The sequence below is a fragment of the Limosilactobacillus pulli genome, from assembly GCF_947381555.1.
GTDB classification, from domain to species: domain Bacteria; phylum Bacillota; class Bacilli; order Lactobacillales; family Lactobacillaceae; genus Limosilactobacillus; species Limosilactobacillus pulli.
This window is the reverse complement of the sequence record NZ_CANCWQ010000004.1, coordinates 1-21,188: the sequence shown is the minus strand read 5'-3', so window position 1 is coordinate 21,188 and position 21,188 is coordinate 1. Positions and strand designations below refer to the sequence as shown.

At 45.7% G+C, this 21,188-nt stretch carries 17 protein-coding genes, 8 tRNA genes and 1 riboswitch; of the genes, 4 read left to right on the top strand and 21 right to left on the bottom strand.

Features of this window, described 5'->3' with window-relative positions:
* Positions 1-93: 93 nt before the first annotated feature.
* From QOS03_RS02070 to adhP, 3 genes are all read right to left on the bottom strand, one after another.
* Complete coding sequence (locus QOS03_RS02070; RefSeq protein WP_283575193.1) at positions 94-2,592, bottom strand: ATP-dependent Clp protease ATP-binding subunit; 2,499 nt, start codon at positions 2,590-2,592, stop codon at positions 94-96.
* A gap of 21 nt (positions 2,593-2,613) precedes the next feature.
* Positions 2,614-3,081 (bottom strand): CtsR family transcriptional regulator, encoded by a 468-nt coding sequence (locus QOS03_RS02065; RefSeq protein WP_283575192.1) that lies wholly within the window; start codon positions 3,079-3,081, stop codon positions 2,614-2,616.
* A gap of 164 nt (positions 3,082-3,245) precedes the next feature.
* Positions 3,246-4,268 carry an alcohol dehydrogenase AdhP gene (gene adhP, locus QOS03_RS02060; RefSeq protein WP_283575191.1) on the bottom strand — a complete coding sequence of 341 codons (1,023 nt, stop codon included), beginning with the start codon at positions 4,266-4,268 and terminating at the stop codon, positions 3,246-3,248.
* Between the two features lie 379 nt (positions 4,269-4,647).
* Here adhP and QOS03_RS02055 point away from each other — a divergent pair, with 379 nt between their 5' ends.
* Positions 4,648-6,231 carry an amidohydrolase gene (locus QOS03_RS02055; protein ID WP_283575190.1) on the top strand — a complete coding sequence of 528 codons (1,584 nt, stop codon included), beginning with the start codon at positions 4,648-4,650 and terminating at the stop codon, positions 6,229-6,231.
* A 157-nt stretch (positions 6,232-6,388) separates the two neighbouring features.
* On the opposite strand, the gene QOS03_RS02050 is transcribed toward QOS03_RS02055, so the two are convergent.
* The 6 genes from QOS03_RS02050 to QOS03_RS02025 form a co-directional block, all read right to left on the bottom strand.
* Positions 6,389-6,460: transfer RNA gene (locus QOS03_RS02050), tRNA-Gly, on the bottom strand.
* A 6-nt stretch (positions 6,461-6,466) separates the two neighbouring features.
* A tRNA-Arg gene (locus QOS03_RS02045) sits at positions 6,467-6,540 on the bottom strand.
* A 19-nt stretch (positions 6,541-6,559) separates the two neighbouring features.
* A tRNA-Gly gene (locus tag QOS03_RS02040) sits at positions 6,560-6,631 on the bottom strand.
* A 16-nt stretch (positions 6,632-6,647) separates the two neighbouring features.
* A tRNA-Pro gene (locus QOS03_RS02035) sits at positions 6,648-6,721 on the bottom strand.
* Positions 6,722-6,726: 5 nt separating this feature from the next.
* Positions 6,727-6,800, bottom strand: a tRNA-Arg gene (locus QOS03_RS02030).
* 18 nt (positions 6,801-6,818) lie between these two features.
* A tRNA-Gly gene (locus tag QOS03_RS02025) sits at positions 6,819-6,890 on the bottom strand.
* Positions 6,891-7,113: 223 nt separating this feature from the next.
* On the opposite strand from QOS03_RS02025, the gene QOS03_RS02020 reads away from it, so the two are divergent.
* Positions 7,114-8,934 (top strand): heavy metal translocating P-type ATPase, encoded by a 1,821-nt coding sequence (locus QOS03_RS02020; protein WP_283575189.1) that lies wholly within the window; start codon positions 7,114-7,116, stop codon positions 8,932-8,934.
* Positions 8,935-8,995: 61 nt separating this feature from the next.
* Here the strand turns inward: QOS03_RS02020 and QOS03_RS02015 are convergent, their stop codons facing one another.
* The 8 genes from QOS03_RS02015 to QOS03_RS01980 form a co-directional block, all read right to left on the bottom strand.
* On the bottom strand, positions 8,996-9,664 hold the full coding sequence (locus tag QOS03_RS02015; RefSeq protein WP_283575188.1) for a potassium channel family protein: 669 nt from the start codon (positions 9,662-9,664) through the stop codon (positions 8,996-8,998).
* Positions 9,657-11,000 carry a TrkH family potassium uptake protein gene (locus QOS03_RS02010; protein ID WP_283575187.1) on the bottom strand — a complete coding sequence of 448 codons (1,344 nt, stop codon included), beginning with the start codon at positions 10,998-11,000 and terminating at the stop codon, positions 9,657-9,659. Before QOS03_RS02010 ends, QOS03_RS02015 begins: the two co-directional genes overlap by 8 nt.
* A 114-nt stretch (positions 11,001-11,114) precedes the next feature.
* Positions 11,115-11,196 (bottom strand) — tRNA-Leu (locus tag QOS03_RS02005).
* 17 nt (positions 11,197-11,213) lie between these two features.
* Positions 11,214-11,286, bottom strand: a tRNA-Val gene (locus tag QOS03_RS02000).
* Positions 11,287-11,347: 61 nt separating this feature from the next.
* The gene (locus QOS03_RS01995; RefSeq protein WP_272209500.1) at positions 11,348-11,989 is read right to left on the bottom strand and encodes a deoxynucleoside kinase; all 642 of its coding nucleotides are present in this window, start codon (positions 11,987-11,989) and stop codon (positions 11,348-11,350) included.
* A 209-nt stretch (positions 11,990-12,198) separates the two neighbouring features.
* Positions 12,199-13,695 carry an amino acid permease gene (locus QOS03_RS01990; protein ID WP_283575186.1) on the bottom strand — a complete coding sequence of 499 codons (1,497 nt, stop codon included), beginning with the start codon at positions 13,693-13,695 and terminating at the stop codon, positions 12,199-12,201.
* A 106-nt stretch (positions 13,696-13,801) separates the two neighbouring features.
* A riboswitch (Lysine riboswitch) is annotated at positions 13,802-13,976 on the bottom strand.
* A gap of 51 nt (positions 13,977-14,027) precedes the next feature.
* Positions 14,028-15,509 carry an amino acid permease gene (locus QOS03_RS01985; protein WP_283575228.1) on the bottom strand — a complete coding sequence of 494 codons (1,482 nt, stop codon included), beginning with the start codon at positions 15,507-15,509 and terminating at the stop codon, positions 14,028-14,030.
* A gap of 257 nt (positions 15,510-15,766) precedes the next feature.
* The gene (locus QOS03_RS01980) at positions 15,767-16,270 is read right to left on the bottom strand and encodes a GNAT family N-acetyltransferase (RefSeq protein WP_283575185.1); all 504 of its coding nucleotides are present in this window, start codon (positions 16,268-16,270) and stop codon (positions 15,767-15,769) included.
* Between the two features lie 41 nt (positions 16,271-16,311).
* Here QOS03_RS01980 and QOS03_RS01975 point away from each other — a divergent pair, with 41 nt between their 5' ends.
* Complete coding sequence (locus QOS03_RS01975) at positions 16,312-17,124, top strand: alpha/beta hydrolase (protein ID WP_283575184.1); 813 nt, start codon at positions 16,312-16,314, stop codon at positions 17,122-17,124.
* 63 nt (positions 17,125-17,187) lie between these two features.
* Here the strand turns inward: QOS03_RS01975 and QOS03_RS01970 are convergent, their stop codons facing one another.
* From QOS03_RS01970 to QOS03_RS01955, 4 genes are all read right to left on the bottom strand, one after another.
* The gene (locus QOS03_RS01970; protein WP_283575183.1) at positions 17,188-17,865 is read right to left on the bottom strand and encodes a phosphatase PAP2 family protein; all 678 of its coding nucleotides are present in this window, start codon (positions 17,863-17,865) and stop codon (positions 17,188-17,190) included.
* 65 nt (positions 17,866-17,930) lie between these two features.
* Positions 17,931-18,392 carry a threonine/serine exporter family protein gene (locus QOS03_RS01965; RefSeq protein ID WP_283575182.1) on the bottom strand — a complete coding sequence of 154 codons (462 nt, stop codon included), beginning with the start codon at positions 18,390-18,392 and terminating at the stop codon, positions 17,931-17,933.
* Between the two features lie 15 nt (positions 18,393-18,407).
* Positions 18,408-19,190 (bottom strand): threonine/serine exporter family protein, encoded by a 783-nt coding sequence (locus QOS03_RS01960; protein ID WP_408612057.1) that lies wholly within the window; start codon positions 19,188-19,190, stop codon positions 18,408-18,410.
* 75 nt (positions 19,191-19,265) lie between these two features.
* Positions 19,266-19,931 (bottom strand): metal-dependent transcriptional regulator, encoded by a 666-nt coding sequence (locus tag QOS03_RS01955; protein WP_169462086.1) that lies wholly within the window; start codon positions 19,929-19,931, stop codon positions 19,266-19,268.
* 166 nt (positions 19,932-20,097) lie between these two features.
* Between QOS03_RS01955 and QOS03_RS01950 the strand changes: the two genes are divergently transcribed.
* Positions 20,098-21,000: a cation diffusion facilitator family transporter gene (locus QOS03_RS01950; RefSeq protein WP_283575180.1), complete on the top strand. Its 903-nt coding sequence runs from the start codon at positions 20,098-20,100 to the stop codon at positions 20,998-21,000.
* Positions 21,001-21,188 lie beyond the last annotated feature (188 nt).

Below are 21,188 nucleotides of genomic sequence, written 5' to 3'. Positions count from 1 at the left end.
TAAAATAAAAGTCACCAAATCCCATTTTGGTAAATGGTGATTTAATGACTTTTAAGATTTGTCTATCAGGTTATTTATCGAGAACAACGTTTTTTAAGGCAACGCAATCAATTCCGGTTTGGCATCCCCGCGCTTATCCTTAAGGGTAATCTTGCCTTGATGCGATCCAATCACAACCTCATCGCCGCCTTGAACCGAGCCGGCCAGCAGAGCCTCACTAAGCGGATCTTCAACCAGATTTTGCAAGGCGCGCCGCAATGGACGTGCTCCGTATTCGGGATCATAGCCAGCTTTGGCAATCACGTCAATTGCCCCCGGCGTAAAGCGCAGCTTAATATCACGTTCAGCAATCCGTTTCGTGACCTTACCGGCCAAAAGCTTGACAATCTGGTGCAGTTCTTTTTCATTCAATGAATGGAAGATTACCGTTTCATCGATTCGGTTCAAGAATTCGGGTCTAAAATGCAGCTTCAACTGCTGTTTGATGGCAGACGACATTGCCTGATAATCATGAGCCATATCCGAAGCACCAAAGCCAACCTGCTTTTCGTCTTGCAGCTGTGTTGCCCCCAGGTTGGAAGTCATAATCAAAATCGTATTGCGGAAATCTACGCGCCGCCCTTTAGAATCCGTCAGATAGCCGTCATCTAAAACCTGCAGCAACAGATTGAATACGTCTGGATGAGCTTTTTCGGCCTCATCAAGCAATACGACACTGTATGGATGCTGACGAACCTTTTCTGTCAACTGGCCACCCTCATCATAGCCGACATAGCCAGGTGCTGCGCCAATCAAACGACTGACGCTGTATTTTTCCATATATTCAGACATGTCAACGCGAATCATGTTGTTTTCCGAACCAAACATCGCTTCTGCCAATGCCTTAGCCAATTCAGTCTTGCCGACACCAGTAGGACCAAGGAACATAAATGAACCAATGGGACGGTTGGGATCCTTAAGCCCGCTGCGTGCCCGTCGAATTGAGCGTGCAATCGCAGAAACGGCCTCGTCTTGACCAATCACGCGCTGATGCAGCACGTGTTCCAGATTGATCAAACGGTCGCTTTCTGATTTCTGCAGTTGCGTCAATGGCACACCCGTCCATTCCGCAACTACCTTAGCGATGTCTTCGGCGCCAACATGCAGCTGATATTGGTCAGCCTGCTCTTGACGTCGCTTTTCTTCCTCAGCCAACCGGGCCTTGATGGTTAATTCGGCCTGCCTGAGTTGAGCCGCTCGATCAAAGTTTTGCTGCTCGATGGCCTGTTCTTTTTCTTCACCCAACTGACGCAGCTTGGCTTGCTCACCTGCCAGGGGCGACGTCTTTTCTTCAGCCTCAATCCGGACCATGGCTGCCGCCTCGTCCATTAAATCAATGGCCTTGTCCGGTAGAAAACGACTCGTCAGATAGCGCGTCGACAGTTTAACGGCTGCTTCAAGTGCCTCATCGTCAACTTTGACATGATGATGCTCCTCATATTTTGGCCGCAGACCTTTTAGAATCTTTAATGCATCTTCTGCAGTCGGCTCTTCGACTTGAACCGTAGCAAAACGTCGTTCTAAGGCTGCGTCTGATTCAATGTATTTTTGATACTCATCAAGCGTCGTAGCCCCGATCGTCTGCAGTTCACCACGGGCCAGGGCTGGCTTTAAGATGTTTGAGGCATCAATTGCCCCTTCGGCACCACCAGCTCCAACCAAGGTATGCAGTTCATCGATGAATAAAATCACATGACCATCATGGTAAATCTCGTTAATGATTTTTTTCAGGCGATCCTCAAACTCACCACGATACTTGGTACCGGCAACCAAAGATCCCATATCCAGCATCATCAGTCGTTTATCAGCCAGCTCTTCGGGAACCCGACCGGCTACGATCCGTTCAGCAAGGCCTTCAACAATCGCTGTTTTACCAACCCCAGGCTCACCAATCAGAACTGGGTTGTTTTTGGTTCGCCGACTGAGAATCTGAATGACTCGTTTAATTTCACGATCACGGCCAACTACCGGATCCATGCCGCCACCACGCGCAATCTGAGTAAGATCGCGCGCCAGCTTATCCAGCGTTGGCGTCCCCTGAACCTCACCATCACTGCTATCGTCTTCACTTGGACGTCGCCTTGGCGCACGTCGCTGCTGATTTTCAGCAATTCCCAATCGTCTTAACAGAATCCGCCGCGCCTGCTTAGGGTTGACGTCTAGATTGTTCAAAATTCGTGACGACAAAATTGCGTCATCACTCAAAAGTGCCAGCAATAAATGCTCAGTGCCAATCTGAGGAGCCTGCAGTCGTTGTGCCATCTGGCTAGCCAGTGCCAGAATACTGCGCAGCTTGGGTGAGTCCGGCAGGTAGGTATCGCGATCAACTTCTTGCATCGTGCCATAGCCGGTCAGACTTTCAATTTCTTCTCTGATGTCATCACTGGTAATGTTGAATTGACTTAAAACACGGCCGGCAATACTATTGGAAACCATACTCAAAGCCAGCAGCAGATGTTCGGTCCCCACGGCCTGATGCTTAAAGTAATGTGCCTGTTCTTGGGCAATCTGCAAAACGTTTTGTGCACTTCGGGTGTATGAATTATTGTCCATTAAATCACCGTCTCTTTCTCTCTAGCTTTCAAAACGCAGTCGGTTCAGCAGCGAGGTTAGGACCCGAGCCCGCAGCTGATTTTCCTTAACCCGACTATCCAGTTTCAAGGTCTGTTTGGCAACCATCACCATCATCAGATCACCCTCGCGTCGTGTAACGACTTTTTCTTCATATAAGGTTCTAATGACATCGAAGGCATCGCGTTCACTGATCGAATCACCAATCGCATTGATCAGCATATCCAAGACGTCAACATCATCCAGTAGATTAATGCGCTCAATCCGGATATAGCCGCCACCGCCACGCTTGCTTTGCACCAGATAGCCATTCTGCAGAGTAAAGCGAGTCTTAATTACATAATTGATCTGTGAAGGTACCACGTCAAAATGATTGGCAACCTCCGAGCGACGAATTTCAATCTGTTCTGAGTTACCAAGAATCTCTTTGAGGTATGCCTCAATAACATCTGATATACTGCGGTCTTCCAAAGTTTCGCCCCCTCGTTCTTCATCTGACTAATATTGACCTTAATTCTACCATATATACTTGAAAATATCTGGGCGAAAGAATCAAAAAAGTCCACCGCTATTAAAACAGCGGTGAACCTTATTTTTAGGATTGCCAGGAACTGCTTATCCCAGCCATTATTCGATTACTTGTTGTGAACGAAGTCAACGACGTTCCGGCCAACCACTTTGTTGTCCTTCAGTTCTTGAATCATATCGTTGATTTCTTCCAGCTTGCGAGTCTTAACGATTGGGTGAACCTTGCCTTCAGCACCGAATTGGAAACATTCAGCCAAGTCTTGACGAGTACCAACCAGAGAACCGGCAACTACGATCCCATCCAGAACCGTCTTAGCAATGTTCAATTGCATGTCACCCTTTGGCAGGGCAACGGCAACCAGCTTGCCATCTGGACGCAGAGAGTCAACAGCTTGGTCAAAGGCAGCTGGCGTAACGGCCGTAACAACAGCTGCGTGAACGCCGCCAACCTTTTCTTGGATCTGTTCGTCAACATTGCCGTCGTGACGGTTGATCAGGACTTCAGCGCCTTCCTTCTTGGCAGCTTCCAGCTTGTCAGGGTTACCGTCAACGGCAACAACGTGAGCACCAAATACGTTGTGAGCAAATTGGATACCCAGGTTACCCAGACCACCAGCACCAACGATTGATACCCATTGACCTGGCTTGATGCCGGAAACCTTCAGAGCCTTGTACATCGTAACACCGGCACAAGTCAGAGAAGTAGCCTCTACTGGGTCCAGGCCTTCTGGTACCTTAACTGCATAGTCAGCAGGTACGATGCATTGTTCAGCCATGGCACCATCAGCAGTGTAGCCGGCGTTCAGAACGTTGCGGCAAAGCGTTTCACGGCCAGTCAGACAGTATTCACAGTGACCACAGCCCTTGAAGAACCAAGCGATGGATACCCGGTCGCCGACTTTCAGGCTGGTAACGCCAGGAGCAACCTTGGATACACGGCCAACACCTTCGTGACCGATGATCGTACCAGGCTTCTTGCCAAAGTCACCAGCAGCAACGTGCAGGTCAGTGTGGCAAAGACCACAGTATTCCATGTCAACCAGTGCTTCACCTGGCTTCAGGTCACGCAGCGTTACATCCTTGACGTCAACGAAACCATCACAGTTTTCACGAATAACAGCAGCTTTCATAGAGCAAAATCTCCTTTGCAATCATTAGATTTCCTTTACAGCCACTATCTTAGCAGATTCAGCTCCATTTGGAAAGTGAATGTTTGCACATTTAAACTAGACCATTTAATTAGAAAGTGGCTATTTAGGCGTAATCAAGGCGTTTACAGCTACCTAAAGCACTTTCAAAATTATTTTTGATTTGTGCAGATATACACTTATCAAAAATAAGCAAAGGCTTTCAAGATGGTTAAAAAGTATAAATCGGCAAGATGCTACGATTGATTTTATAGACATAATTACCATTAATATCCAGTTTTAATTTTCGTTGGTTGTCTCAGTTCAATAAGCGGATTATTATAATGTTACCGCTACCAAAAATGATACGGAGGAAACAATCATGGAACAAACCTTTGTCAACGGCAAGATCTTTGTCGGTACCAGCGAGACTGATTTTACTACTGCCTTTAAAGTCAAAGACGGCCGCATCAGTTGGATTGGCCAGACTGATCAGATTGATGATCCAGACGCCATTGATCTGCATCAGCAGACCGTTTTGCCAGGCTTAATTGACTGTCATACCCATCCAAAATATATTGCCGATGCTCTTCATGGTACGGCCTGCACGCCACCCAATGTCAACAGCATCAAAGAAATGATCACTGCACTCAAACAGTCGCCACAGCTTGGTCAAGGACCCGATGTCTGGATCGAAGGCTGGGGATTTGATGAAACCAAATTAGCTGAGCACTGCTCACCAACCGTTGATGATCTTGATCAGGTTACGACTGAACAGCCAATTTTCATCTATCGGTCTGATTGTCACTCATCGGTCGGCAATTCTAAAGCCTTGGAACTAGCTGGCATTGATAAAGATACGCCGGATCCCAAGGGTGGTAAGATTGAGCACTTTGCCGATGGGCGTCCCAATGGTTTTATGCGCGAGGTAGCTGCCAGTCAGCTGCTGATTCGTGCCAAATCGGCTCAAAGCTATGCCGGCGATGTCCAAAATATGGTCAACAGTTCAACGCACTATCTTAAAAACGGCATTGTAGCCATCGGTGAGATGATGGGACGCTTAAAGCCATACACCACGCTGCAGCTTTATCAAGATGCCGTTAAACGAGGTTTTACTCCACGCGCTTCGATTTATTATGTATATGATGAGCTGGATCCAGGTCAAAGTCTGGAACCAGTTGGCAACGATCAGCTAAGAGTCGCCGGTATCAAGATCTTTATGGATGGCAGCATCTCTGGTGAGACTGCAGATAATTCGATTCCTTACCCATCCGGCAAGCGCGGTGTCTTGTTGACCAATCAGGCGAAGCTAAAAACTGCGGTTGAATTTGCCAAAAAGCATCATCTGCAGGCGGCCATTCATGCAATGGGCGATGCAGCAATTCAGCTGGTTTTGGATACAACCTGCAATATGGAGCCATGGCTGGATGACATGCCTTCGATTCGAATCGAACATGCCTCGTTGCTGAGCGATCAGATGTTTGATCAAATCAATCACGCTAAGATGCACTATGGACTTTCTACGCAGCCAATCTTTTTCTTTGCTGAAGACGAGTCATATCGTACCTACCTGACTCCCGAGCAGTTCAAGCAGGCCTATCGAATCAAATCGATGCTTAATTCCAATGCACTGACGACGTTAAGTTCCGATGCGCCATGTACGCCATGGGCTGAACCAGACAGCCCGTTTTACAGTATCTACGCAGCTGTGACACGCCGCGCAGCCAATGATGACGTGGTTAATGAAGCAGAAGCAATCAGTGTCCCTCAGGCCATTCTTGGTTATACCAAATGGGCAGCTGAGATTGGCGGCTTTACTCATAATGGAACACTGGAGGTTGGCAAGTCGGCTGATTTCGTCATTCTCAACAAGGATATCTTTACCGTACCAGCAGACGAGCTGACTCAAGTCCGTGCAAAAGAAACCTGGTTTAAGGGTCAGTGTGTCTACCGTAATAATGACTAACACCATCATCTTGTTTGAGTCCACTTTACTTTGACAATTGATTACCAATTCAAACGATCTCGAGTAATAGTTTCTTGACTCAAAACACAAAAAAGAGTGAGAAAAAACTCCAATCTCATGCCTTGAGACTGGAGTTTTTATTTCACGCAACAAAAAAAGCGGAAGACGGGATTCGAACCCGCGACCCCCACCATGGCAAGGTGATGTTCTACCACTGAACTACTTCCGCAAGAGATGCACCCAGAAGGAGTCGAACCTTCAACCTTCTGATTCGTAGTCAGACACTCTATCCAATTGCGCTATGGGTGCATAATGAATATTCAATTCAAGCGGAAGACGGGATTCGAACCCGCGACCCCCACCATGGCAAGGTGATGTTCTACCACTGAACTACTTCCGCATAATGTTTATATGAATCGGGAATACAAGATTTGAACTTGCGACCTCTTCGTCCCGAACGAAGCGCTCTACCAAGCTGAGCTAATTCCCGATCAATGCACCCAGAAGGAGTCGAACCTTCAACCTTCTGATTCGTAGTCAGACACTCTATCCAATTGCGCTATGGGTGCATAAAAATAATGGAATCAAGCGGAAGACGGGATTCGAACCCGCGACCCCCACCATGGCAAGGTGATGTTCTACCACTGAACTACTTCCGCAACTGCTGTTTAATTTTGCTGATATCGTATCAACAGTTATATATATTACCGATAAAAACGTTTAATGTCAATACTAATTTGATATTTTCGTTAATTATTCCGATATTTATTAATTCCTTCTTTTATGAAACCAATTCAGCATATTCACTCAGGCTGACATCTGGAAGCGATTACTAAACAGCGTTATAATTAAGACAAAATTTGGAGAAAGGAGCTGAAAATTATGAAAAAATTTTCGCATCGACAGAAATTGTTCATGATTTTAGCTGTCGCCTTAGTAGCAGTTCTCCTGCAATACGTTTTTAAGCAGGCGCTTGCTGCCCAGATTTTGGTAACCATCGTGGGGGCGGGGATCGCGCTTTCGATGCTGATTGAGATGATCCACACTCTCAAAAATGGTCGCTATGGCGTTGACCTGCTGGCAATCATTGCCGTTGTCTCCACCCTAAGCGTTGGTGAGTATTGGGCCGCCATGGTGATATTAGTAATGCTGGTCGGCGGCGATGCTTTGGAAGACTATGCCTCTCGTAAGGCCAACTCTGAGCTTAAGGCATTGCTTGACAACTCACCGCAGTCTGCTCACCGGCTGATAAACGAGCAGATCGAAGACGTGCATGTCGACCAGGTTAAGGTTGGCGATACGATCATCGTTAAGCCTGGCGAGCTGGTGCCAATTGATGGTGAGATCATTAAAGGCAATACACAAGTCAACGAATCATCGCTGACCGGTGAATCAAAGCCAATCGATAAGCAGGTTGGCGATCAGGTAATGTCAGGCTCGCTAAACGGCGATCAGGCAATCGTCATTAAAGCAGTTAAATTAGCGCGTGACAGTCAGTATCAAAAGCTGGTGGCCCTGGTTAAAGAAGCGGAGAACACCCCTGCTCACTTTGTCCGTTTGGCAGACCGCTATGCCGTTCCCTTTACTGCGGCAGCACTTGTAATTGGCGGCATTGCTTGGATCATCAGCAAAGATCCCAGCCGTTTTGCTCAAGTAATGGTTGTCGCCTCACCATGCCCGCTGATTTTAGCTGCTCCGGTTGCCATCGTTTCGGGGATGAGTCGGGCCTCACGCAGCGGGATCATCATCAAAACTGGCAGCGTCCTGGAAAAAATGGCGCATCCAAAAACAATGGCCTTTGACAAAACCGGTACGATTACCAGCGGCCAGCTGACCGTTGATCATCTTGAGCCTGCCGAGGGAGTCGACATTAAGGAACTGTTGCACTTTGCCGCCAGCGCCGAGGAACAGTCGCCACATATCCTTGCCCGTTCAACCGTTGCCTATGCCCAAGAACACCAGATTCCGCTTAGTTCTGCCAGTGAGCTAAAAGAAGTCGTCGGCAACGGTATCTCAGCAATCGTTGACGGCCGACAAGTCAAGGTCGGCAAGCTGCTCTTTGCTGACCCGGATACGACCCACAAGCCGCTGTCACAGACCGCAATCTATGTTAGTGTAGATGATCAGTACTGGGGCTGTGTAATTTTCCAAGATCAGATTCGTCCTGAAGCGCCACGTACTATGGAACAGCTGCGTCAGCTAGGCGTTAAGCACCTGGTTATGCTGACTGGCGATCAAAAAGCTATTGCTCAGCATGTTGCTAAGCTGGTCGGTATCCATGAGGTGAAAGCTGACCTATTGCCCGAACAAAAAATTGCCGCTTTAAAAAACGTTCCTGAAGATCGTCGTCCTGTCGTAATGGTCGGTGATGGCGTCAATGATGCACCCGCGCTGGCAACTGCCGATGTTGGGATCGCCATGGGTGCTCACGGATCTACTGCAGCCAGTGAATCAGCGGATCTGGTAATCGTTAAAGATGACTTGAACCGGGTTGCCATTGCCGTTACGATCTCACAAGAAACCATGCGTATCGCTCAACAGGCCGTCTTGATCGGTATCGGTATTTGTACAACCCTGATGCTGATTGCCGCATTTGGCATCATTCCTGCCTTTATTGGGGCAATGCTGCAAGAAGTGATCGATACCGTTTCGATTCTTTGGGCATTAAAAGCTCGTCACGGAATATCCGGTATTGATGATTAATATCAAAAAACAGCGTTGTGTTGGACTATAAAGCCTTCGCAACGCTATTTTTATGATTTGATTATTCATCAGCGATTACCGAACTGAGCTTTTGAATTGCTCCGACATCCCCAACGACTGAGATATGATCGCCATAACGAAGCATGTCGTCGGCTTGTGGCAGTTTGTTGACCTGCTCACCACTGACAATGGCAATCACGTTGACTTGATACGTATCGCGCAAATTGAGCTCTTTTAGCGTATGATCGCAAAAATCACTGCTTTTAACTTCGATTTCAGCCAGCGTCAGCTCATGATTCAAGATCAAATAGTTGGCAATATTTAAATGCAACTGATGAAACACCATTCGTCTGGCCATATCACGCTCTGGCCGTACGACATAGTCAGCGCCGATTTTTTCCAGCACCCGCGCGTGATTTTCATTTTCAGCCTTGCAGATAATGTTTCTGGCACCTAATTCCTTAACAATCAAGGTTGCCATGATACTGGCCTGGATATTGCCTACTGAAATATAGACGTTGTCAAAACTGCCCAGATCAAGCTCGCGCATCGCTTCTTCATCTTGAGCATCGGCAATGACTGCTCGCGTTACCATATTGGCATATTCATTCACGACATCTTCGTTTTTATCAATTGCCAAAATGTCCTGATGTGCCTCGGCCAAAGTTTCACAGACCGAACTGCCGAACTGGCCGATGCCAATTACTGCATAGTTGTTTTTATTAGCCAATCAAAACCCCTTCTTCCGGATAGCGATAGTTCTTTTGCTTTGGATGAGCATTTAAAATCGTAAACATTACGGTATAAATTCCAACCCGACCGATAAACATCAATGCCATAATGATCAGTTTGCCAAATAAATTCAAATGTGGCGTGACCCCCATGCTGATACCTGTCGTTCCAAAAGCAGCCATAACTTCAAAAATAATGTCTTCCAAAGTAAAATCAGCTGGCAAATGCTGCGTCAGACACAACAATAAGATGGCCGCGGCAAGAATTGCAAAAGCAACAAAAACCAGCGTCAGTGCCCGAAAAATATTTTCTTCTTTAAAGCGTCGTCTACCAAAAACCGTATCGCGCTGACCTTTTAAAGTGGCAATGCTCTGCAGCGTCAATAGCCCAACCGTAGTCGTTTTGATCCCGCCAGCCGTTGAACCAGGCGTACCGCCAATAAACATCAGAATCACCGTGACCGCAATGCCAGCTGGTGAAAGATTTCGATAGGAAAAAGTCGTCAGACCAGCTGTCCGCGGTGTGATTGCCATAAAAATAGTATTAATAAAACGGTACTCAACCGACATGTGCGGAAACTGGGCCGCCAGATTATCTTCAGTTAAAAGATAGCTCATCAGCGATAATATTAGGATAATTACGCCAGTCGACAATGCCAGTGAAGTATGCAGCGACAACCGATGCTTTTTTCGATAAAGCAATAGATCTCGCCAAACTAAAAAACCAAATGAGCCGGCAATAATCAAAACTGCCATGATAAATAAGACATAGGTATCATCAGCAAATAATGCCAGGCTGTTGCCAAACAGATCAAAACCAGCGTTACAAAAAGCTGAGATTGAATGAAAGATACTGTACCATAACCCTTTGACCAAGCCAAACCGACGACCAAAATCAGGCCACAGCAATAGCGCGCCTAAAACCTGAATAATCAGTGAAAGGCCAACGATTAGATTTACAATAGTAATCTGTGCTGGCGACTGCAAGTTCAGTGATTCTTGAGCCAACAGACGTGCTGAAAGCCTAATCTTTTGACGTGCAAACAAAAACATCATGATCGCAAACGTCATAAAACCCAATCCGCCAATCTCAATCAAAGCTGTAATTACCAGTTGACCAAATAAGGACCAATGAGTCGCCGTATCAACCAGCGTCAAACCAGTCACGCAGGTTGCACTGGTTGCGGTAAAAAATGCCGTCATAAACGATGAATCCTCGCCAGGCTTGACGGCAATCGGCAGCATCAAAAGCAGCGTACCGATCGCAATCACGATCAAGAACCCAAACGTCAAGGCTTTTGAGAATGAAAGGCGATAACGACCAAACGTGATCATTTTTATGGCTTCCTTTCCCGATTAAAACTTCTAAGAACAACTATATCAGCGATTAGATGCAAAATAAATCAAAAAACGACTGTACCTTGCTTCGGGACAGCCGTTTGATAATAATGCGGATGAAGGGACTCGAACCCTTACATCATAAGATACAAGAACCTAAATCTTGCGCGTCTGCCAATTCCGCCACATCCGCAAGTAAAGCATAAAAAATGGAGGATACAGGGCTCGAACCTGTGACCCTCTGCTTGTAAGGCAGATGCTCTCCCAACTGAGCTAATCCTCCATGCCAGACATATAACTAACAAAGTTATTATATATGTCCAACTTAGCTTTGTCAAGCTGCTTTATTTTAGCTGCAGCTCCGCCAGCTTGTCGTCAACCATCGTCAAAACCTGTTCAGCAGCCTTGGGATCCTCAACAAAATCAAGCTGATCACCATCAATCAGCATCTTGGGACTTTCGTCATAACTGGCATACCAGTCAACATAGCGTTGATTCAACTCACGATAGTATTCATACAGACTAGGATCATTTTCGAGCTGTTCAAACGAACGACCGCGCTTCTTAATCCGTTTAAGCATCGTCTCAAACGATACCTGAATCCCAATCAAAAGACTTGGCGCCTTGGTATGCACTTCTTGCGGCAGCTCTTCCATCATATTATTCAACAATGAGGCATAGATATCGGCCTCGGTCTGAGTGGCCCGGCCAAGATCCGCATTCAATCGAAACATCAAGGCATCCTCAAAGATGGAGCGATCCAAGACGTTTAAGTCATTATCAAACGAATTCTTAATCTCGGCCAGCCGTTTGTTTAAAAAGTAGATCTGCAGCAAAAAGCCATATTTTTTAGGATCTTTATAAAAAAGCGGTAAAATCTCGTTGTCATCAACCGACTCATAAAAAGCCTGACTTCCTAAATGGTCAGCCAGCATCCGCGTCAAGCTGGTCTTACCTGCACCAATGGTTCCCGCCAGTACAATCATTCCATTTACCCCTTTGCTTTGTTTTTCTAAAAAGACACGAGCTACATTGTATCATCTTTGGACCGTAATCGTGAGTAAAATATTTTTCAACAAACTATCATTAATGTTGTCCTGCATCGTAAAAGCAATCTGATCAAGGATTTTACTCTATAAAATATTTTTTAAAGCAACGTATAAAAATCCTCGCCAATTTGACGAGGATTTTTTGACTACTTAGCTTCGTTTTCAGATTCAGGAACAAATGATTCGCTATTGTTGCTCCGCGATAAATCAACATCTTTGAGCGGAATCACGTGTGTTTTATAGCGAACCTTGTAGTAGATAAACAAGATCAAAAACAGTGGTACAGCCATGTAGGTAATGGCAATATTTGACCAGTCCATCTTGATAAAGGCATCGATGTTTTGACCACACATAACGATCACACACAAAATCAACGCAAAGATCGGGCCAAATGGAAACAGCGTGGCATGATACTTCAGCTCACTGACCTTGTGGCCTTGTGCGATGAAAGCACGCCGGAACCGCAGATGCGAAATAGCAATCCCCAGCCAGGCAATAAAGCCGCACAGCCCAGAAGCACCAATCAGGTAGTTATAAGCTTCTGGTCCGATAAACTGTGTCAGATAAGCCAGACAAGAAACAACCATGGTACCAAGCAGTGCATAGATCGGGATTCCCCGCTTATTAACATAACCAAAGATCTTCCAAGCGTAACCTTCTCGTGCTTGTGAGAACAGCATCCGCGTTGAGGCATACAAACCAGAATTGGCCGCTGAGGTTACAGCCGTTAAAATAACCGCGTTCATAACACTGGCAGCAGCCGCCATCCCTGCTCGCTTAAAGACAATCGTAAATGGACTCATCGTAATGTTTTGTACGTCTGAGTTCAACAGGTTCTTGTTGGTGTATGGCAGAATGCAGGCAATCACAAAGATGGCAAAGATGTAGAACAGCAAAATCCGCCAGAAAGTTGAGTGAATCGCCTTGGAGACCGACTTTTCTGGCGTAGCGGCTTCACCTGCCGTGATCCCAATCAATTCAGTCCCTTGAAATGAGAAACCAGCCACCAGGAACACGCTTAAAATGCCTGACCAACCATGAACAAATGGTGCATCCTTGTAATGGAAATTCTTTAAACCAACTGGTCCTTGACCGCCCATAATTCCAAAGATGATGCAGACCCCAACGATCAAGAAAATCATGACCGTTACGACCTTGATCAAAGACAGCCAATACTCAGTCTCACCATAAGAGCGCACCGACAGATAGTTGATCAGAAAAATAGCAATCAAGACAAACGTACTGAACAGCCAACTTGGGAAATGAGGCAGCCAGTATTGGAAAACCAGCCCAGCCGTCGTAACGTCAACTGGAATCGTAATTGCCCAGTTAAACCAGTAGTTCCAGCCCATAGCAAAGCCTAGTGCCGGATCAACGAACTTAGTTGAATAAGTGGCAAATGAGCCTGATACCGGAATGTAGGTGGCCATTTCTCCTAGACTGGTCATCAAAAAATAAACCATGATCCCCATAATGGCATAGGCGGCCAATGCACCACCTGGCCCGGCTGTTGAGATCGCCGAACCACTGGCAATAAAAAGCCCCGTCCCAATCGTACCGCCAAGAGCAATCATTGACAGATGCCGAGTCTGCAGCGTTCGCTGAATATGACCCGTATTGCCTTCATGACCGTTTTCACTCATGAAAAAATCCTCCTCAAATTTACTGGCGAGAAAGGCAAACAAAAAGAGCCGGCAAGCAAGGTCTTCCCTGCTTGTCGACTCAACTTGACTTCGTAATTGTTGAATCAATCATGGAAGCGCCCCGCAGAATTTTCTGCGACAGTCCGTAATCTATTTGACTACGGCCCAACGCGCAAGGTCTTCAGTCAAAGCGCGTTTCGGCGAGCAACCCTTTCAGCCAGGCATTGATTCTGAAGCATCCAGCCTAGTCTACTAATGAGACTCGCACCTCTTCTCTTTTACATATTAATTGATTATAACTCACTTTTGATTTTAAGCAAGTTTTAATTTTTCTATTTAATTTCCTTACCGTCAGCAGTAATGTACTTTTCACCACGCGAACTACGTGATAGATCAGCTTCCTGCAACGAAAGCAGACGCGTCTTGTAGCGAACCTTGTAGTAGATGAACAAAATCAAAAAGATCGGAACTGCCATGTAGGTGATTAAAATGTTATCCCAATCCAGATGGATGAAGGCTGGGATGTTTTGGCCAACGATGACGATCATACAAAATATGAAAGCAAAGATTGGCCCAAACGGGAACAGCGTGGCATGGTATTTTAATTCACTCAGTTGATGTCCCTGGGCAACAAAGGCCCGCCGGAACCGATAGTGAGCCATTGCAATTCCCAGCCAGGCAATAAAACCAGATAGCCCGGAAGCATCGATCAGGTAGTTATAGGCGTTGGTACTGACAAAATGCAACAGGTAGATAGCCAACGAAACCGCCATCGTCCCCAGCAGCGCGTAGATTGGAATCCCCCGCTTATTAACGTAGCCAAAGCCTCTCCAAGCATAACCTTCACGTGCTTGTGAGAATAGCATCCGCGTTGAAGCATACAAGCCTGAGTTGGCTGACGAGATCACGGCCGTCAGAATAACGGCATTCATCACACTGGCAGCAGCCGCTAAACCTGCCCGCTTAAAGACAATCGTAAATGGCGACATTGCCACGTCCTGAACGTTGCTGCTCAACAGGTTCTTGTCAGTATATGGCAAAATGCAGGCCATCACAAAAATTGACAGGATATAGAATAGCAAGATCCGCCAGAAAGTCGAGTGAATGGCTTTCGGCACGGATTTTTCCGGCGTTGCGGACTCGCCAGCCGTAATCCCAACCAGCTCAGTCCCTTGAAATGACATCCCAGCCACCAAGAAGACGGTCAGAATGCTTGGGAAGCCGCCGACAAATGGCGCTTTCTTATAGTGGAAGTTCCTTAGGCCGATTGGTCCTTGACCGCCCATGATCCCAAAAATAATCATGAAACCAACGATCAAGAAGACTACAATCGTTACGACCTTGATGATTGACAGCCAATACTCGGTCTCACCATAGGAGCGTACTGACAGATAATTGATTAAAAAGATTACCAGCAAAACAGAGCCGCTAAAAATCCACTCGGGAAACTTAGGCCACCAGAACTGAATAATGACCCCTGAAGTAACGGCATCAACAGCAATCGTAATCACCCAGTTCAGCCAATAGTTCCAGCCCATGGCAAAACCCAGCGCCGGATCAACAAATTTGGTACAGTAAGTGGCAAACGATCCCGTCAGCGGAATGTAGGTAGCCATCTCACCCAGGCTGGTCATCAAAAAGTAAACCATGATCCCCATCATGCTGTAGGCTACCAGAGCCCCACCAGGTCCGGCCGTTGAGATTGCCGAGCCACTGGCAATCATCATCCCGGTACCAATCGAGCCACCCAGGGCAATCATCGACAGATGCCGAGTCTGCAGCGTCCGTTTCATATGGCCGGAATTGCCAGGCATTGTCTGACTTTCCGCGCCGCCTTTCTTTGCCTCTCCACTCATCGTAAATGGATTCCTCCTCTATGACAATTTCGAGCGCCTATTATACATTTCTCATGGATAAAGTATAAGGTGTGTATACTTAACATGATTAAACATTTTAGCGCATTTCAAGCAAAAAAACCATATTGATTGGACTATCTGCCCAAATTGGCTTATTTGCGACAACGAAAAGATTATACACTAAAGTAAATATTTAAACAAGTTTATGCATGTAATTACAAAGCTTTAACCATTTTTAAATAACCGTTTTCATTACCGACCTGATCGAAACCGAGCTTTTTCAATAAAGATTGCGAGCGAATATTTTCGCTGGCCACATCCGCATGCAAAAGCTTAAACTCGCTATTTTTTGCCAATGCTGGTAAGACGTTTGCCAACGCCTCAGTCATGATTTCATTTCCCCAGCAGCTTTTTTTCAGCAGATATCCCAGCGCTGCCATTTTTGAACACAGCTGACCATCATCTGCATATATCGAGAATAAGCCAATCAAACCAATTAATTGATTATTTTGATCGTTAATCAGCAAAAGCTGCTTTTGACTAAGCCAATTACTGACTGCCCAGCTGCGTATCATCTGATCGTTGGGCAGCTGCAGCCCGCTTAGTCTAACCAGTTCATCATCTTTCAACAGCTTTAAAACTGCCTGCAAATCATCATTACTACCTTGATAAATTTGCAGACGTTGGGTCTTAATTGACCAAAGTAATCGTTTCTGCATTATAATTTCACCTACCAAGATCTTTTTAGGAGTCTTTTTTAATGAAAATCATTCAAAAAAATCTAAGCACCAATAAATATCAAACCAAGGCGACTCTAACTGGCTATCTGCAGACGCCGGTTCCCAAGTCGCCAGTACAGCAGTTTCGGCCGCTGATCTTTGTTCCAGGCGGTTCAATGACCCACATTCCGGTTGAGCAATCCGAAAAAACTGCCCTGAGTTTTTCAGCAAGCGGTTTTCAAGTATTCATTCTGCGCTATACTTTCACCAGTGAACGGCAGCCAGTCTATCCAAATCCTTTGATTGATTTAGCACTTGCTGTGGCAATGATCAGAAATAATGCCGAAAAATGGCATCTCAAAGCCGATCAGCTGACAATCATGGGATTTTCTGCCGGCGGTCACGTTGCTGCACTGTACAATGATTACTGGCATGAAAAATGGCTGAGAAAAGCTAGCAACATGCCCGGTACTACTCTAAAACCAAATGCCGTTATTTTGGGTTATCCAGTTATTGATCTTAATCTCAATTTCCCCAAAGACGTAGCTACTCGCAATCAATGGACCGATGAGCCGGAACACTATAACGCTTCGATGCATGTTAACGCGCAAAATGCCCCAACCTTTATGTGGACGACTTTTACCGATCAAGTCGTTTCGGTTCAAAATACTCTCAATTATAGTCAGGCCTTGCTAGAGCATCAGATTCCCCAAGAGCTGCACGTGTTTGCGCACGGACCACACGGCATGGATATTGCCAATGCCATTGTCGCCCATCATGATGATGTTGACCAACCCCATGTCGCTCACTGGGTTGAACTGGCTTGTGAATGGATCGATGATCTTTTTGAATAGCATTTCCTGGGAAATATATCAAAAAACCCGGTGTCGATTTTGGACGACACTGGGTTTTTTATTTTAAAGTTTCGAATTGGACGTCATTTTCCAGCGATTTTTAACGTCGCCAGCAAACGTCAGATAAAGCGTTTCTGAAATCTGCAGCCAAGCATAAGTCAAAAGCATTGCCCCCACCGTGTCAAATGGATAGTGGGCATACAGATAGATGCGCGAAACAGCCACCAAAAAAACGGCTAAAATCAGCAGAAGCTGGCAGATCACCCGCACCGCAGATTTTTTGATCAATGGCACCACAATCAAAAACAGCACTGCTGCTATCAAAAAAAAGCTCACGACATGCCCACTAGGAAAGCTATAACCCTTGTCATGGCTCAGATGCTGCAGTGGACGATCTCTTTTGACCACGTACTTGATGATCAAACTCAACAGATCACCAACAATTAAAGTCATCCATGCCCAAAGTGCCGGCACCTTATACTTAAATCCCCACAAAAAGAAAGTAATAATCAGCATCCAGACAATATCCATCTTTGGACTCCCCAAAAATGCCACCACAACCATCAAGTGATAGGTCATATTCGGCGTGTGATTAGGGTTGGGTCCAAATAAGGCCTGAAAAACCGAGTCCAGTACCTGCAGGATCATCGAATTGCTCATTACCATGCCAGCAATGATCAGAAATAACACAAAGCTTACCATGAATCGTTTCCAACGATTCGGATCTTGTCCTATCAGCATTTTTAAAGCCCCTTTGTAGGATCTTGTCATGGCATCAGCCACAATAAATTTTATTATATCACATTCTAGCGATTACTTAAGTGACGTTCCGAAAATATCAATCGGTTGATCAGGTCGCCCAGGCCAAAGCCCAAGGTAATCGCACCGGCAATCACCAACACTTGATAAAGATAAACCAACGCTGTTGAATTGCTGCCTAATACAAAATAACGCACCATTTTATAGGCTTGGCCACCAGGAACCAATGGCACCAGTGCTGGAACGTTAAAGATGATCATCGGCATTTTTTGCCAGCGAGCTGCTGCCATACTCAAGATACCAATCATAATCGCTGCCAATAGATTGCTCAATGCCAGGCCAAGATGCAGCTGATAATAGATGATCCAATAAAAGGCCCAGCTGGCTCCACCGATTGCACCGGCAGAATGATAAGCTCGTTTGGGAACGTTTAGCAAGATTCCAAAACAGATCGTCGAAAGATCGGCCAAGACAAATTCAAAGACCAATCGAATCCAAAAATTTTCCATGATTGATTCTACCTCTTAAACATAGCGCAGCACCAAAACAATCGCACAGCCAATGGCAATTGCCGTCAAAGTGGCCTCAACCGCTCGCGACGTGCCACTGATCAGATCCCCCGACATCAGATCGCGGGCTGCATTGGTTAATGGTACGCCTGGAACCAGCGGCATGACGCAGCCAATGATAATGTCGTTGATATCATTGGCCCAATGCAGCTTAACGAAGGCTACGGCAAAAATCGCAATCACCAATGAGGTACAAAACTCGTTGACGAACTTTGCCTTAGAATGCTTACCCAACATCAGATAGACCAGATAGCTCAAAAAACCGATCAGTGCTGCAAATGGCGAATCATGAACATTACCGGTATAAACAATCGTCAAGGCCCAACTTAATACACCGGCCGCAACGCATTGAATAAAATCTGAGGTCTGCTGTGGCTGGTGATCAACCTTTTTTAAGCCATCGTAAAGCTCAATCAGATCAATTTTATGATCCGCAAATTGCCTTGATAAGCTGTTGACGGCCGCTACCTTATTAAGATTCAATTTTCGCTGGTGAATATCGATTACCTGCGTATTAGGCCGATGCTCAGCACAGGTAACGATCGCCGTCATCGTTGTAAAAGCCTCAAATTTTTTCAAGCCAGCGCTTTGTGCCATTCGCCGCATCGTGTCATTGACGCGCTCCATGTTTGAGCCATTTTCGATCAACAACCTTCCCGCTAGCAGACATGCAGTAATGGCAAGATTTTTTTCATTCTTGCTTTCCACTTTCAACCATCCATTTCTGATTTGATGCATAATCACGAATAAAATGACAAAAGGGTTCAATGCGGATACTGCCGCATCAAACCCAGACTCAAAGATCCGTTTTGTCTAGTTCTGCAAAAATTCCTGATTAACGAAAATATTATGCGAAGCCTTATATGAGATACTCAGCTGTTTGCCGTTATCCAGGCACTCAACCAAAATCGGCCCTTCAAACGGCTCGTGCTTGATGACCTTTACCTTGGCATGGAGCTTAAGGCCAACTTCATTTAAGTAAATCAGCAGCTCATGATTGTCCAAGAAGCGCTCAATGACAACCGTCTCACCATCCTTGGCGTCGGCTAACAGTCGATGGCTGACATTGTCAAACTTGCCATTGGCTGCTGGGATTACGCCCCCATGTGGACAGTACTTGGGATGATTTAAAAAGGCATCCAATGCCGTTGCCAAGCGATCACTGGTATTATGTTCCAAAACCTCAGCTTCGGGGTGAACGTCGGTCATGCTGTAGTGCAGATCATCAACCAGAAACGTTTCCCAAAGTCGGTGCTTTCTAACCAATTCAGCCGCATGCTTAATCCCTTCCGGCGTCAGAGCGATCCCATCATATGGTTCATGAGATACCAGCCCTTCTTCCGTCAGCTTGGTGATCATTTCTGTAACTGAACCGGCTGCGATGCCCAATCCCAGTGAAATTTCCTTGTTGGAAACCTTTTTATAGCCTCCACCCAGCTCAAAAATAATCTTTAGATAGTCTTCTTTCATCGGGGTCATGTTTTGTGCAGCTTCCTCCTAAAAATCAGCGGCAGTAAGTGTCGTTGAGCATTTAACCATGTATTTTTCCATATTGAAACTAATTAGATTATAACATATCATAAAAATGCAATTTGGAATACCTAAATCTATTTTTAGCTGTTTTTTTAAGGTGGGGGAATAATTTATGGAACGACCAAACGTTTCCAAGCAGCGTTTCTTGATCGTCACGCTACTCAATGTATTGATTACCGTTGTTGAAATCATCGGTGGACTGGTATCAGGCAGTCTGGCCCTCTTATCAGATGCCTTTCACAACTTGGGTGATTCAATTTCAATCGTATTGGGTTATTTTGCACAGGCCATCTCTAGTCGGCCTGAAAATCAACATCGTACTTATGGCTATCGCCGCGCTGAAATTCTCTCTGCCATGGCCAACAGCATCTTTTTAGTGGTGGTTTCGATTGCTCTGATCGTAGAAGCCGTTAAGCGTTTCAGCCATCCTGAACACATCAACGGCCGCATCATGCTGATCGTGGCTATTATCGGTTTGACTGCCAACCTGGTTTCGGCATTGCTTTTGCACAGTGGCAGTCACGACAGCTTAAACGTCAAGGCAACCTATCTGCACGTCTTAAGTGATGCCTTATCTTCAATTGCCGTAATTTTTGGCGGGATTATTTTAATGTTTTTCAACGTCACCTGGCTTGATCCAACCCTGACGATCCTAGTTGCACTCTACATCGCCAAAGAAGCCTTGCCAATCATTAAGCAGACTTTAAACATTCTGATGCAGTCATCACCTGATCTGGATTATGACGCCATCAAGCACGATCTGCTGCAGGTTCCTGGAGTCGTTGGCGTTCATCACGTGCATGCCTGGACAATCGATGAGCACCGCATCGTTTTTTCGGCTCACTTAAACTGCCATGATATGATGCTTAGCGAAGTTGAAAAGATCTATCTACAGGTTGAAAAAATTCTACATGACAAGTATCAAATCAGCCATACCACGCTGCAAGCCGAATGTCAGCGTGGCAAGGATGAGGAGCTCTTCAATCCAGCCGTTGATCACGACAAGCTCTGTTGATTAGATTCATTGCCAATAAATTTACACGTTTTTTACCAGATTGCTATTGCTTTATTATGTCAAGCGGCTATAATTCGGTTCGACTAATCAACAAGACAATCTTTTAAGAGGGGCAGATTGCAATAAATAACTTGAACAAATTTAATGACGCAGATTAAGCAAGAAGATCTCAATTGGAGTTCGCCAGT